Source organism: Streptomyces sp. SID5785 (assembly GCF_009870065.1).
Taxonomy (GTDB): Bacteria; Actinomycetota; Actinomycetes; order Streptomycetales; family Streptomycetaceae; genus Streptomyces.
In genome coordinates this window covers 1-12,837 of record NZ_WWIA01000561.1, presented here as the reverse complement: position 1 = coordinate 12,837, position 12,837 = coordinate 1, and the positions used below count along the sequence as shown (strand labels likewise).

The window sequence follows — 12,837 nt, the reverse complement described above, 5'->3', positions numbered from 1 at the left end:
GGCGTCGGGCACCTCGGCCCCGGCCGGGACGCCCAGCCCCCACCGGGCCGTCCACAGGGGGGTGGAGTGCACGGCGGGGTCGGGCGCGGCGGGGGCGAGGTTGTAGTCGTAGGTGAGTGCCAGGTCGGCCTCGTCGACGGCCAGAAGGTGCAGCGCCTCGGCGGGTTCGTGCTCGCGGACCAGGACGCGCAGCCGCGGGTGGGCGGCGGCCAGCTCGGTGACCAACGGCAGCAGGTGGGCGCGCAGAGCGGTGGCGAAACCGGCCACCCGCACGGTTCCGCCCGGCTCCGCGCCCGGCGCGAGATCAAGGCGGGCCCGCTCGACGGCGGCGAGGATCCCTCCCGCGTGCTCGGTCAGCCGGCGGCCGGCCGGCGTCAGCCTGACCCGGCGCCCGTCCGGCTCGATGAGCGGGGCGCCCATCTCCCGGGACAGCACACCGATCTGCTGCGAGACGGTCGACGTGGTGGTGCCCGTCGCGTCCGCCACCGCGCGCATCGAGCCCAGCCGGGCCAGTTCGACCAGTAGGTGCAAGCGGCGTGTCTCCATGGCGCCATTGTCCATGATGGCCGAACGGTTCATTCAGGATCAGCACGTGGACGCGAACGGTGTAGGGGCCCTCTACTAGGGCCCATGAGTGCGCTGAAGTCGTCACACCGGCCGCGTCCGAGCGGTGCCCGGGCGGGATTCCTCATGGCCGCCGCCTCCATGTCCACCGTGCAGCTCGGCTCGGCTCTGACCGTGCCGCTGTTCGACCGGCTCAGCGCGCTGGGCACGGCGGGGCTGCGTCTGGGGTGGGCCGGTGTCCTCCTCCTGATCCTGGTCCGGCCCCGGCGACGCGACGTCACCCGGCGCGATCTGCTCGCGTGTTCCGTGCTCGGCGCGGTGAGCGCGGGAATGATGCTCTTCTTCATGCTCGCCCTCGCCCGGCTGCCGCTCGGCACGGCGAGCGCCCTGGAGTTCCTCGGCCCGCTGGCCGTGTCCCTGTACGGGCCCGGCCACGGGCGCAGGGTGTGGACGGCCTCGGCGGCGGTCGGCGTCGTCCTGCTGACCGAGCCCTGGCACGGCGGCCTCGACCCGCTCGGTGCGGGATACGCGCTGGCCGCCGCCGCCTGCTGGGCCGCCTACATCCTGCTGACCCAGCGGGTCGGAGACCGGGTCACGGGCCTGAAGGGGCTGGCCGTGTCCATGCCCGTCGCGGGCGTCCTCGGCATGCTCGTCGCCGCGCCCACGGTCGCCGCCCATGTCACGTGGTCGAGCCTGTGGATCATGCTCGCGCTGGCCGCCCTCAGTCCGGTACTCCCGTTCGCGCTCGAGTTCCTGGCCCTGCGCCGCCTCACCACCTCCGCGTTCGGCACCCTGATGAGTCTGGAACCCGCCATCGCGCTGCTCATGGGCCTCCTCGTGCTGGGACAGGCCCCCGGGCCGGCCCCCGCCGCGGGCGTCGCCTTCGTCGTCGCCGCGGGCGTCGGAGCCACCCGTACCGGCGCCCGGGCGAGCGCGGCGCCCGACTCCGCCACACCGGCCGGGCCGGACCACGGCGCCCCGCCGCAGGCCGGCGTCCCGGAGACGGCACCCTTGGCATGACCCCTGGGCGGGCCCGGGCGCCCGACAGCGTCGACGCGACCGTCGCGTCGACCGGCCTGGGACGGTGTGGCGGAGTCGGGCTCCGACCGGGGTCGGTCCCCCTCCGGACAGCACGATGCCGCGGGCCCGATGGGCACCGCTCCCGCGACAAGCGGAATGGGTGCGCACCGCGGTCCGCGGCATGGTGCGTCGTTCAGCAGCTCAGATTCGCGCCGGGATCGACGCCGAGGATCTGGGAGAACTTCTGGTAGTTGTCGATCCGGCTCTGGACCTGCCCGGGATTGGCTCCGTTGCATTCCAGGGTGCCGTTGATGCTGCGGATCGTCTCGCCGAATCCGGCGCCGTTGACCATCGCGTTGTGCGGGGTCATGGTGCCGGGGCCGGTCTGCGTGTTCCAGTACCACAGGCCGGTCTTCCAGGCGACGGCCGCGTCGTTCTGCACGAGATCGGGGTTGTTGAGGAGATCGATTCCGAGGGCGTCGCCGGCGGACTTGTAGTTGAAGTTCCAGCTCAGCTGGATGGGGCCACGACCGTAGTACTTGTCGTTTCCGGCCGGGCATCCGTACGGCTGCGACGTGTCGCAGTAGTGCGGGTAGTTGGCGGTGTTCTGCTCGACGACATAGACGAGGCCGCCCGTTTCGTGGCTCACGTTCGCGAGGAATGCCGCGGCTTCCTGTTTGCGGACGGTGTCGCTGCCGGTGCCGGTGAATTCCGGATAGGCGCTGAGTGCGTCGGTCAGACCGGCGTAGGTGTAGAAGGAGTTCCGACCCGGGAACATCTGCTCGAACTGGCTCTCGCTGACGACGAAGTCGGCCTGGGCGTCCGCCTTCTCGGCGGAGGCCGAACCGGCCAGGGTCAGGGAGCCGACGGTGGCCGCGGACACGGCGGCGGCCAGCAGGGCGAAGGTGCGGCGGCGCATGGCGGAGCACTCCGATCGGTGGAGAGGTGGGGGGTGCGGTGCCGCGGGCCGTGATGGGCCGGATGCCCAGCGTGGGGGAAGGCCCGCGGCACCGTCGTGCCGGAACGCTTCGTCAGCCGCCGACGTTCACATCGATGCAGGCGTAGAAGGCGTTCGTCGTGTCGGCGATGTTCCAGACGGCCAGGACCTTCTGGCGGCCTGTCAGCGAACCGAAGTCGACCTGGTGGGTCACCGTGGCGCCCGGCTTCGCTCCGCCGTCGTCGAATTCGGCGATCTCCTGGCCGCCGACGAAGTACTGCCAGGTGCTGGTGGCGTGCTGCGCCGTCAGCTTCCATTCGAACGTGGTGCTGCTCGGGACCGGGGTCGCGACCCAGCCCTTGGAATCGTCGTCGAGTTCGGCGAACCGGCTGTTGCCGCCGCTGCAACTCGTCAGCCCCTTGGGGCCTTCGACGCTCTGCGGTTCATAGGTGATGTCACCGCAGGAAACCGTTCCGGCGGCACACTGGGCCTGCCGGCTGGGCGGATTGGATATGTACCCGTGGGCGCTCGCGGACCCGGCGGGAAGGCTGACGGCGATCACGGGCGCCAAGGCCGCGCCGATCAATGCAGCGGTCTTCCTTCTGGCGTTCATGCATACTCCTTCACTTCCGGTCTTCCCGGAACATGCGCAATACGTGGGGGACGCACGTCCAGGTCGGCCTCTCGAGGGTGGGGCCAAGAGGCGCGAAGGTGGAACGGGAGAACACACAGCCCGTGAACGGGAAGATGAACTCCCTGAAGCGGAACGGCCGTTGTTGCTTGGACTAGACCATACAAGTGGTCGTGTGCGTGTCAAGGGTTCGGCGGAGGATGAGGACGCGACCGAGTGGATTCGGCCGCGAGGCCGTGGGCACGGGTCGCGCCGGCTCCTGCGCCGCGTCCTCTGCGTGCAGGGCATCCACCTCGGTCGCGATCCCGCCGCAGCCTCGCACCCTCACAGCCACGTAGCTCGAGGGTCAGTGCAACGCGCACTCCCACGGCTCGAAGTCGGGCTCACCCGGTGGCAACTCGCCTGTGCAGTAGCGGTAGAGCCAGGCCGCGGCCCGGCGCTCGGCGTGCTTCTCGTTGACAGGCTCCCCGTTCTCGTCCAGCTCCAGGACGTTGGCGAAGATCGCGACGCAGATCTCCATCTGCGAGGGCGACTCGCGCAACTCCTTCCAGTAGTCGATCCCGTTCAGCATCGGATGGCCGACGGAACCCCGGGCGAGCCATCCGGCGAACCGACGAAGGGCTCCGGACACGCCAGGGCCGAGATGCTGAGTCATACGCGCAATCTACGGGAGCCGGGCCGCAGCCCCGCGAGGCGCACCAGGCAGCTCACGGCGCCCCTACCGGCTCCAGGCATCGCGCAGGAGGGACTCGAAAGCGGCGGGTTCACGGCCTGTCAGCCGGGCCAGAGTCGGGTCGGTCGAGGCGAACTCGCCGTCGCGTGCCGCCGCGAAGATGCTCAGCATCAGGTCCACCGTCGCGGCCGGGACACCGTGCCCCAGGGCCTGCTCCCGGAAGGTCTCGTCCGGGACGACGGTGCGGGTGAAGGGCCGCCCTTCGGCACGGGTCGCCAGGTCGGCGACTGCCGTGAAGTCGAGGGCCGCAGGACCGGTGAGGGGCGGCGTGGGGCCGTCGAAGCGGTGCTCACCGGCGAGGATCGCGGCGGCGGCTTCGGCGAGGTCGTCGTGGCCCGTCCAGGCGACCGGGCCGTCGGCCGGGAGGGCGATGTCGCCGGTACCGCGGGCCGCCTCCAGGAACTGCAACGCGCTGGAGGCGTAGAAGCCGTTGCGCAGGGCCGTCCAGGGCAGGCCCGAGTCACGCAGCAGGTCCTCGGTCCGCGCGTGGTCGCGGCAGGCCGCGAAGCGGGAGGTGTGGGACGCACCCATCTGGCTCGTGTAGAGGATGCGGCCCGCTCCGGCCTTGACCGCCGCGCCGACGGCCCTGCGATGGCCGGCGACACACTCCTCGCCGATGCGGTCGAGTGAGGTGAGCAGGAGCTGGTCGGCTCCTTCGAAGGCGTGCACGAGCGAGTCGACGTCGTCGAAGTCGCCTCGCCGGACCCGCACGCCCCGGTCGGCCAGGCCCTGCGCCCTCCTGGGGTCGCGGACACTGACGCCGATGCGCCGGGCTGGCATGCGCTCCAGCAGTCGCTCGACGACGCGGCGTCCGAGCTTGCCGGTTGCTCCGGTCACGATGATCACGGTCTTCTCCCGTCCATGGCTTCCAGCGACTGTTTCCAGTGGAATCACTTCTACAGTAACACTGAAACTATCGATGGAATCAAGATTTCGGTACCATCGATTCATGGTTCCTCGTGACACCGCCGACACCTCCCGCCACCGCATCGTCGAGGCGGCCGTCGAGCTGCTGGAGAGCGGCGGACCCGATGCCGTCAGCACCCGCGCCGTCGCGGCCGCGGCCGGCATGCAGCCGCCCGCCATCTACCGCCTCTTCGGCGACAAGGAAGGCCTCCTCGAAGCGGTCGCCGAGCACGGTTACGCGCAGTTCCTGCACAGCAAGCGCGAGCAGCTCGACCCCGCGCCGGAGGACCCCGTGGAGGAGCTCAGGCGCGGCTGGGACCTCGTCGTCGAGTTCGGCGTCACCCGGCCCGAACTGTTCGCGGTCATGAACCGGGCCACAGGACGGACCTCGGACGCCGCACACCGCGCCGGGCTGGAGATCCTGCGGGGCCGGGTACGCCGCCTGGCCGCCGGCGGATGGCTGCGGGTCGGGGAGGACCTGGCCGCCCAGATCATCCAGGCCACAGGCCAGGGCGCCGTCATCACCTGGCACGCCACACCGGCGGAGCGCCGCGACCCCGCGCTGCTATCCATCCTCCGCGAGTCCATGGTCACCGCCGTCACCCTCGACGAGCCCACGCTCTCCCCCGCGCAGTCGGGCCCGGCTCCCGCCGCCCGCGCGCTGCGCGCCGCGCTTCCCGACGACACGGACGTACTGAGCGGCGCCGAGCAGCGGCTCCTGCTGGAGTGGCTCACCCGGCTCGCGGACGACAGCCCCGCGCCCCGGAGTTGACCGGCATGCACGGTGCGGCTCGTCGCCGCGCCCCTCCGCCCTGACCAGCCCGACCCGCACGGGAACCGTCGTCTCGGATCCTGCGTGACCTCCTGTGGTGTCGGCGCCTAAGGAGGGAACGGAATGAGAACTCGCACGCTGGTCGGCGTGGCCGTGACGGTCTGCGTGATCCTGGGCGCGGGCGCGTGCGGTCCCGAGAAGTCGAAGGACGACGCGGCGGCGACGAAGCCCTCGCGGACCGGGGCGTCCGCGCCGTCGGCAACGCCCTCCCCCGCTCCTCCATCGCCCGCTCGATCCGCGAAGCCGTCAGCCGAGGCGACAGGCCATCAGGTCGCGCCCAAGACGAAGGAAGGCGCGATCCAGCGGTACGAGGAATACCTGCACGCCGTGGGCCGCGAGGACATCGACACCGTCTGCGAGATCGCGGGCCCGGCCGCGAAGCAGGCGGAGGACGAGGGGTTCGGTCCGTGCACCTCGACGTTCCTCGTCACGTTCCGGATGATCTCACCGGCTCAGAAGAAGTCCCTGCAGACCGCGACGGTGGACCCTCGGGGAGTCATGGTCCGCAACTCGGCGAACGTCGAGATCCCCACCAGTGCCGTCAGGGCCTCCATGACGTTCAAGGACAGCGAACTGGGCAGCAGCACGCTGGAGTACTTCAAGAACAACTGGTTCATCACCGACTGACGCCACGCGCGTCGCCTTGCCACGGACTCGGCCGGCGTGCCGGAGTACGAGACGACGCCGCCCAGCGAGACGCACACCAAGGGTGGGAAGATGGGGCGCCCGGGTTCGGAGGGGCGTGTGTTCGGGGTGCGGGGGAGGCCGGAAGAGCTGTGCTGCGTGTGTTCTTCACGGAGAGGGATCTGTCCAGGGTCCAGGTGCTCGGGCCCGACCCCCTGTGGGAGACGGTGCTCGGCCTGCACCAGTTGACGTCCGCGGGCGAGCCGGCCTTCGCCGCGTGGCGCCGCCAGGCGCTCGAGGCGGTCGCCGAGCAGAAACTACAGGCGGCCGTGCGCCTGTTGCACGAACTGGCACCGCACGACGCCCGCCACTTCCCGGACTTCATCACCCCGTTCGCGGGCGCCCAGGGGCTCCGCCCGGGCCTGGCCGCACTGCGCTCCACGCCGACCTCGCAGATCGCGAAGGAACTCGCTCTCACCGCCACCACCCGCCCCCTGCCCGCCTGGTGCCGCAGCCTCGCCGCAGGCAATCGGCGGCTGCTCGGCCAGACCGCTGACGCCTTGGAGGCGGTCTTCGAAGGGGTCGTCGCCCCGGCGTGGGACGTGGTCTCCTGCCACATCCAGGACGAGCGCGCACATGCCGGGGCACGCCGGGATCCTGCCGGTCTGCCGTCGGTGTTCCGGTGGAGCCCGCCCGTCCTCCACGCGGACTTCCCGTTCGCGCACGACATCCATCTGGCCGGACGCGGGCTGACCCTGATCCCGTCCTACTTCTGCCACCGCACCCCGGTCGCCCTCATCGACCAGGATCTGCCTCCCGTGCTCGTCTACCCGATCGACCACGACCCGCTCTGGACGCTGTCCGGCACACACCGCCGCACGGAACCCGTCGCACTCGGTGCGCTTCTCGGTCGCACTCGTGCCCGGGTCCTGACCGCCCTCGGCCGCCCGGCCACCACGACAGAGGTCGCGGGCCGGCTCGGCGTGGCGGTCTCGTCGGCCAGCGAGCACGTCAAGGTGCTCCGGGACACCGGCCTCGCAACGAGTCGGCGTACGGGCGGCGCGGTCGTCCACGCTCTGACGCCGCTGGGCGAGGCCCTGCTCGCGGGAGAGTTGCCCGACCGCTGAGGAGCCGACGGCACCCGGCCGGCCGCTCGAGAGACACGGGAGGCCCGGGAGACCCGGGAGGCGGTTTGCTTCGCTACGCGGCGAAGCCGATGTTCATGACGTACTCGTAGGACCCGTAGTCGGAGCCGAGGTCGACGGTGATGCCGGTGAACCACGCCTCGTCCATGGCCGCGTCGTCGTCGGCCGCCCAGGCGGCGACCATGCGGTCCCACCGGCGCACGTTCAGGCTGCGGAAGGAGACGTCACGCTGGCGGGGGCGCGGGACCTGGGACTGGTTGAGGGGGTGGAACTCGACGCGCGTGCCGCGTCCCTGGCGGTTGAGGCGCTGCAGGAGGTGGCGGGCGACGTTCTGACGACGCACTGTCAGGTATGCCGTCTCCAGGCGGGCCAGGTTCTTCTTCGACGGGGTGACCCTGCCGTCGGCCCAGCGCTTCAGGGTCCGGTCGGTGACCGTCAGTCCGGCGGCGCGGGCAGCGGCCTTCGCGCGCTCGGTGCGGGTCAGGTAGTGCAGGCGGGCCAGCATGCCGCGCCGCTGCGTGACCGGGGTCGCGATGAATCCGGCGAGCCGGTCGAGCTGACGCGCGGCGGCCTCGTAGCCCTTGATCCCCCGGGCCCCGAACTTGCCGAACTCGAGGTTTCTGTCCGGCATCTACTCCCCCGCTTCGTCGTGCATGGTGTCCTCGTCCGCCGTCCCTGCCGGATAGATGTCCTTGATCTTGACCTCGGTGACACCCCGGCCCTCGGCAAAGACACGCCGCCAGTCGCCGATGACGTGGAGTTCGTCGGTGCCCATCGCCCGCACGACGGTCAGGCCCTGTTCGTGGGCCTTCAGGGCCTTCATCCAGAGGTTGGCGAAGGCCTGCGAGCGGATGAGGTGCATCCAGTCGGGACGGTACAGCTCCCGGTTGTAGTTCGACTCCCCCATCGTCGACACGAACTTGGAGTACATCGCCTTCACGTACTCCAGCGTGACCTCGTCCTCGGCGGCGATCGCCCTCTCCCGGGCGGTGACGAGCGCCGTGCGGAACTTCTCCAGCAGGTTCTCGGTCGCGCCCGAGGTGTACGACTCGTGGATCTCGGGCGGGTCGCACAGTCCGTACCCGGGGCCCGACAGACGCTGCAGCAGGCGCAGCGTCGGCTCGGTCACCCAGAGCGGGCCAGGCTCGTCCCGCTGCCCGATGGGGTTCGGCAGGACGTCGTCGTGGGCCCAGTGCGGCGGGGTGATCAGGTGGACGCCGGAGCGGCGCCGGTCGTGGTCGAAGCCGGTCGAGTGCTCCAGCTGGCCGATGGGCAGGTGGGTCTTGAGGGCGGAGAGATAGGCGCCGTTCATGTCGAGCGCAGTCACGTCGTGCTCGCCCGGGGGCAGTTCGGGCCGCGTCCACTTCGGACGGGCCTCCCACACCTGGTCCGCGCCGCGCGCGGTCTGCTTCCTCAGGATGTCCGGAACCCAGGGGTGCGCGACGATGTCGTACCGCCCGCCCACGCGCGTGGCGTCCAACAACGCCATCGCGTCCGGGATCGCCTTCTTCACCAGCGCGGCCGTCGCCGCCTCCACATCACCCTGGGCCGCGGCCAGCGCGGCCCGCACCGCCTGCGCGATCACATCCGGCGGACCGGACCGCGGCTGGAACGCACGCTTCGCCGGGGGCCTGGCCGTGCGTGCAGAGTTCGGGGCGGGCTGTGCCGGGCGCGGCGCGGGGCGTTCGCTGCTGCGTGGCGGGGTCGCCGACTCCGACTCCGCGGTCGTCGGCGCCGGGCTCGCTGCGCCGGCGCATGCGTCGGGGTCGAGATGCTGGGGAAAGCCGGCCACGCGCTGACGGGCCGGTGCCCCGCACAGCACACACGGCTCGGGCACCGTGAGCGTCTCGACGTCATCGTCGGCGGTGAGCCCGGCAGGCGGTCCCACGGGTTCCGGCGCCCGCTCGCTCTCCGTTTCCGGCACGTCCTCCGGCCCCGCTCCCGGCTCCGGAGCGGACTCGACGCCCGCCGCGGGTTCAGGGACCGGCGGCGCCAGTTTCGCCGCCAACCCGTCCAGCAGGTAGGCGTACTTGGTCCGGATCTCCCCGGACGGGTCACGATCGGACTCCCACGCCGCGACGGTCGAGGGGGACACCCCGAGCGCCCGCGCCACCTGTGCCTTCGACAGGCCCGCCTGCTCGCGCAACGCGCACCGCACGGGCCGCTCGGGCAGCTCGGCCTCCGGGGCCACGGACCGGATCAGGGAGTCGATCGCGTCGAAGTCGGTCATGCCCGGCCCGCCTCCTTACCGGCCCGCTTGGCGCGCCGTCGTTCCGCGAGGCCCGGAGTCGTCGTCTCCTTGACCCGCTGCTCACCCCACCCGGTGATCTGCGCGGACCGCCCGATCCTGCCGTGCACGGGGCGCCCGGTCAGCGGATCACGGGCCAGGTAGACGCGGAGCGCGGCAGCGACCCGGTCCTCGGCAGCCCGCAGCGCCTCGACCGCGGCCACGAGTTCCCGCTCCTCATCCAGCTCCGCCATGCCCACACCGTATCAAGTATCTGCACAGACACGGATTTCTTGACGGTCACCGAATTACAGACGGACGAGAACAGCGGTGGTCGACATGGCTCGGCCGTACCGATCGCGCGGCCGTCAATTGGGTCGACACCCGTTCCCGGCTGCGGGAAACTCCTCGCGATGACTCGACGAACCGACACGCCTCCCACGTGGGACGAGCGTACGCAGCTGGCCACTTTCCTGGACTACGCACGTGACACCGCACGCGCCAAGTGTGAGGGCGTGTCCGACGAGGACGCCCGCAAGGCCCCGCTCCCGAGTTCACCGCTGATGACGCTGTGCGGGCTGATCAGCCATCTGCGGTGGGTCGAGTACTACTGGTTCCAAGTGATGTTTCTGGGCGAGGAGCTCGCGGGGCCGCTCACCGAGGCGACCGACGATGATCCCGACCCTGAGATGCGGACGGCAGTCGACATTCCGTTGCCCCAGCTTCTCGCCGAGTACGAGGAGCAGAGCGCGCGCTACCGTCGCCTGGTGTCCGACCACGACCTGAACGCGACGGCCGAGCGTTCCCTCGGCGACGGCCGCACGGCAGACCTCCGGTGGGTGATCCTCCACCTCATCGAGGAGACGTCCCGCCACAACGGCCACCTCGATGTCGTGCGTGAGCTCGTCGACGGGCGGACCGGCGCCTGAGTCCGGTCGTGCGGGTCGCGTGCGGAGCCACAGCAATCGCGGCGGCTTCGTGCGTACCCCGGCGGCGTGCCGGGTGCGCGGCACGCGATCACCGGCACGCTCACGGACAGCGCCTAGTCCTGCGGCGCCAGGCTGCGCAGGACGCAGAACTCGTTGCCCTCCGGGTCGGCCATGACCACCCAGCTGCGCCCCTCCCCCTGGCCGACGTCCGCCTTGGTCGCGCCGAGGCCGAGCAGCCTGGTCACCTCCTGCTCGGTGGTGCAGTCGATCGGGCTCACGTCGAGGTGCAGACGGTTCTTGCAGCTCCGGCCCTCCGGTACCTGGATGAACACCAGCGTGGGCGGCATCTGACGGGCCCGCACCTCCTCGACGGTCGGCTCCCACGAGCCGATCTCGACCTGGTCCTCTCTGCTCTCGAGCACCTTGAGGTCCAGGACCTCGCACCAGAAGGCCGCGAGGCTCGCCGCGTCGCGACAGTCAACGGTCAGTTCGGTGAACCTACTTGTCATGACTCCCCCAGATCGTGTGGACGAGGGCTCAGCGTATGCGGTCACACGTGTTCCGCGACGGCCGTCCGGAACTCCTCGATCAGGACTGCCCCGGGATAGGTGGAAAAGGTGCTGTACTTTCCCCGGTAGTAGCAGTCCCAGTAGCTGACCACGCGCCGCTCCGTGAGGGCGAGGAAGGCCGGGTTCCGGGCGAGGAACTCCCCGTAGAGGCGGCACTGGTCCGACCCCGGCGTCACGAGCTCGGGCAGCCCCCGCCGCACGGCGTCGATGATCTCCACGACGTACTCGCCGGCCAGCTGCACGACGAACGGAGCGACCCACGCCGCGTTCGACGGCAGAATGCGCTCGACGTGGCGCTGCCGAACCCGGCCGTCGTGGTGGCGGGAGTACAGGCAGTGCAGGATCACCTGCTGGACCGGGGTCAGCCGTCCGACGGCGGGGGCGGCGGGTTCGTCGGGGTAGATGCGCGACGGGACGAGGACCGTCTCGCCCTGCACGTCGACCGCGAACGGCTGCACCGGAGCGAGCGTGGACTCGGGCACGACGGCCAGAACGCACCGCACGTCGTCCGCGAGGTGTGCGGGGAACGCGGCCTCCAGGGTGGGCGCACCCACCACATCCTCAGGTGACTTCACCGGCGTGAGTGTAGACAGCCGCCCTGTGGCCGCAGTCCCGGGCCCGCAGTCCCGGGCCCGCAGGCGCCCTCGCGGCCGCGCGCACATGCCGGGCGTCACCCTTCGTCATGATCTGTGTCTTCGCGACCTCGTACGTCTGTTCCGTCACGCATCGCAGGGGTAAATTGGTTGATAAGACCTCTGAGGGAGGCCGATGCGATGCCGTGGTTTCTCTGGCTTGTGGCGGCTGCGGCGCTCGGCGCTGCGGAGTTCTTCACGCTGACCCTGGTGTTCGGACTGCTGGCCGGGTCGGCGCTGGTCGCCGCCGTGGTCGCGGGGATCGGGGTGGGTCTGCTCGGCCAGGTCGTCGCCTTCGCCCTCACGTCGCTGGCCGGTCTGCTGCTCGTACGGCCGCTCGCCCTTCGGTACATGAACGACACGCCGCTCACGCGCGAGGGCAGTGACGCGCTGATCGGCAAGTGGGCCGAGGTCACCCAGGAGGTCACCGCGACACACGGGCTGATCAAGGTGGCCGGTGAGGAGTGGTCCGCCCGCGCTCTCGACGAGAGCCATGTCATCCCGGTGGGCGCGCTCGTGGACGTCATGGAGATCAATGGCGCCACGGCCGTGGTCTACCCCCGAGAACTCCTTCCATGAACGGCTGAACACCCGACGGAGGAAGCGTGGATCCCGTGGTCATCCTCATTCTCGTGGTAGCGATCGTCGTCGCGTTCCTGGCCGCCTCCACGGTGCGGATCGTCCCACAGGCCCGGCGCTACAACATCGAGCGGTTCGGTCGTTACCGCCGCACTCTGCAACCCGGTCTGAACTTCGTCCTGCCGGTGGCCGACCGCGTGAACACCAAGCTCGACGTGCGCGAGCAGGTGTACTCGTCCGACCCGAAGCCGGTGATCACCGAGGACAACCTCGTCGTGAACATCGACACCGTGCTCTACTTCCAGATCACCGACCCCCGGGCCGCCGCGTACGAGGTCGCCGACTTCCTCCAGGCGATCGACCAGCTGACGGTGACCACCCTGCGCAACGTGATCGGCAGCATGGACCTCGAGGAGACCCTGACCTCGCGCGAGGAGATCAACACGCGGCTGCGGACGGTCCTGGACGACGCGACCGGCAAGTGGGGCATCCGCGTCAACCGCGTCGAG

General features: G+C 70.7%; 17 protein-coding genes. 7 read left to right on the top strand and 10 right to left on the bottom strand.

Annotated elements, in window-relative coordinates:
- Positions 1-546, bottom strand: a 546-nt coding sequence (locus GTW43_RS18340; protein ID WP_161303097.1) for a LysR family transcriptional regulator, incomplete at its 3' end; no start/stop codon positions are given.
- 84 nt (positions 547-630) lie between these two features.
- Here GTW43_RS18340 and GTW43_RS18335 point away from each other — a divergent pair.
- Positions 631-1,584 carry an EamA family transporter gene (locus GTW43_RS18335; protein WP_237536673.1) on the top strand — a complete coding sequence of 318 codons (954 nt, stop codon included), beginning with the start codon at positions 631-633 and terminating at the stop codon, positions 1,582-1,584.
- Positions 1,585-1,777: 193 nt separating this feature from the next.
- Here the strand turns inward: GTW43_RS18335 and GTW43_RS18330 are convergent, their stop codons facing one another.
- The 4 genes from GTW43_RS18330 to GTW43_RS18315 all read right to left on the bottom strand — a co-directional run bounded on the left by GTW43_RS18330 (position 1,778) and on the right by GTW43_RS18315 (position 4,731).
- A complete protein-coding gene (locus GTW43_RS18330; protein ID WP_161303096.1) occupies positions 1,778-2,503 on the bottom strand; it encodes a chitinase in 726 nt (241 codons plus the stop codon).
- Positions 2,504-2,615: 112 nt separating this feature from the next.
- On the bottom strand, positions 2,616-3,134 hold the full coding sequence (locus GTW43_RS18325; RefSeq protein ID WP_161303095.1) for a lytic polysaccharide monooxygenase auxiliary activity family 9 protein: 519 nt from the start codon (positions 3,132-3,134) through the stop codon (positions 2,616-2,618).
- 364 nt (positions 3,135-3,498) lie between these two features.
- Positions 3,499-3,807, bottom strand: coding sequence for a hypothetical protein (locus GTW43_RS18320; RefSeq protein WP_237536672.1), 309 nt, complete (start codon positions 3,805-3,807; stop codon positions 3,499-3,501).
- Positions 3,808-3,870: 63 nt separating this feature from the next.
- Positions 3,871-4,731, bottom strand: coding sequence for an NAD(P)H-binding protein (locus GTW43_RS18315; protein ID WP_161303094.1), 861 nt, complete (start codon positions 4,729-4,731; stop codon positions 3,871-3,873).
- 103 nt (positions 4,732-4,834) lie between these two features.
- Here GTW43_RS18315 and GTW43_RS18310 point away from each other — a divergent pair, with 103 nt between their 5' ends.
- The 3 genes from GTW43_RS18310 to GTW43_RS18300 all read left to right on the top strand — a co-directional run bounded on the left by GTW43_RS18310 (position 4,835) and on the right by GTW43_RS18300 (position 7,374).
- On the top strand, positions 4,835-5,563 hold the full coding sequence (locus GTW43_RS18310) for a TetR/AcrR family transcriptional regulator (RefSeq protein ID WP_161303093.1): 729 nt from the start codon (positions 4,835-4,837) through the stop codon (positions 5,561-5,563).
- Positions 5,564-5,686: 123 nt separating this feature from the next.
- The gene (locus GTW43_RS38115; protein WP_237536671.1) at positions 5,687-6,250 is read left to right on the top strand and encodes a hypothetical protein; all 564 of its coding nucleotides are present in this window, start codon (positions 5,687-5,689) and stop codon (positions 6,248-6,250) included.
- 158 nt (positions 6,251-6,408) lie between these two features.
- Positions 6,409-7,374, top strand: a complete 966-nt coding sequence (locus GTW43_RS18300) for a winged helix-turn-helix domain-containing protein (protein WP_343246047.1) — start codon at positions 6,409-6,411, stop codon at positions 7,372-7,374.
- Positions 7,375-7,447: 73 nt separating this feature from the next.
- Here the strand turns inward: GTW43_RS18300 and GTW43_RS18295 are convergent, their stop codons facing one another.
- From GTW43_RS18295 to GTW43_RS18285, 3 genes are read right to left on the bottom strand one after another with little or no spacing between them, the layout of a single operon-like run.
- The gene (locus GTW43_RS18295) at positions 7,448-8,023 is read right to left on the bottom strand and encodes a transcriptional regulator (protein WP_161303091.1); all 576 of its coding nucleotides are present in this window, start codon (positions 8,021-8,023) and stop codon (positions 7,448-7,450) included.
- Positions 8,024-9,622, bottom strand: coding sequence for a helix-turn-helix transcriptional regulator (locus tag GTW43_RS18290; protein ID WP_161303090.1), 1,599 nt, complete (start codon positions 9,620-9,622; stop codon positions 8,024-8,026). It abuts the gene before it with no gap.
- On the bottom strand, positions 9,619-9,873 hold the full coding sequence (locus GTW43_RS18285; RefSeq protein WP_161303089.1) for a hypothetical protein: 255 nt from the start codon (positions 9,871-9,873) through the stop codon (positions 9,619-9,621). The genes GTW43_RS18290 and GTW43_RS18285 overlap by 4 nt, the downstream gene beginning before the upstream one ends.
- Before the next feature lie 159 nt (positions 9,874-10,032).
- On the opposite strand from GTW43_RS18285, the gene GTW43_RS18280 reads away from it, so the two are divergent.
- The gene (locus tag GTW43_RS18280; protein WP_161303088.1) at positions 10,033-10,548 is read left to right on the top strand and encodes a DinB family protein; all 516 of its coding nucleotides are present in this window, start codon (positions 10,033-10,035) and stop codon (positions 10,546-10,548) included.
- 113 nt (positions 10,549-10,661) lie between these two features.
- Here the strand turns inward: GTW43_RS18280 and GTW43_RS18275 are convergent, their stop codons facing one another.
- Together GTW43_RS18275 and GTW43_RS18270 are read right to left on the bottom strand one after the other, a co-directional pair.
- Positions 10,662-11,057 carry a VOC family protein gene (locus tag GTW43_RS18275; RefSeq protein WP_161303087.1) on the bottom strand — a complete coding sequence of 132 codons (396 nt, stop codon included), beginning with the start codon at positions 11,055-11,057 and terminating at the stop codon, positions 10,662-10,664.
- 41 nt (positions 11,058-11,098) lie between these two features.
- A complete protein-coding gene (locus tag GTW43_RS18270; protein ID WP_161303086.1) occupies positions 11,099-11,692 on the bottom strand; it encodes a hypothetical protein in 594 nt (197 codons plus the stop codon).
- A 198-nt stretch (positions 11,693-11,890) separates the two neighbouring features.
- Between GTW43_RS18270 and GTW43_RS18265 the strand changes: the two genes are divergently transcribed.
- Positions 11,891-12,328 (top strand): NfeD family protein, encoded by a 438-nt coding sequence (locus GTW43_RS18265; RefSeq protein ID WP_161303085.1) that lies wholly within the window; start codon positions 11,891-11,893, stop codon positions 12,326-12,328.
- Between the two features lie 26 nt (positions 12,329-12,354).
- On the top strand, positions 12,355-12,837 hold a 483-nt coding region (locus tag GTW43_RS18260; RefSeq protein ID WP_161303084.1), incomplete at its 3' end, for a paraslipin.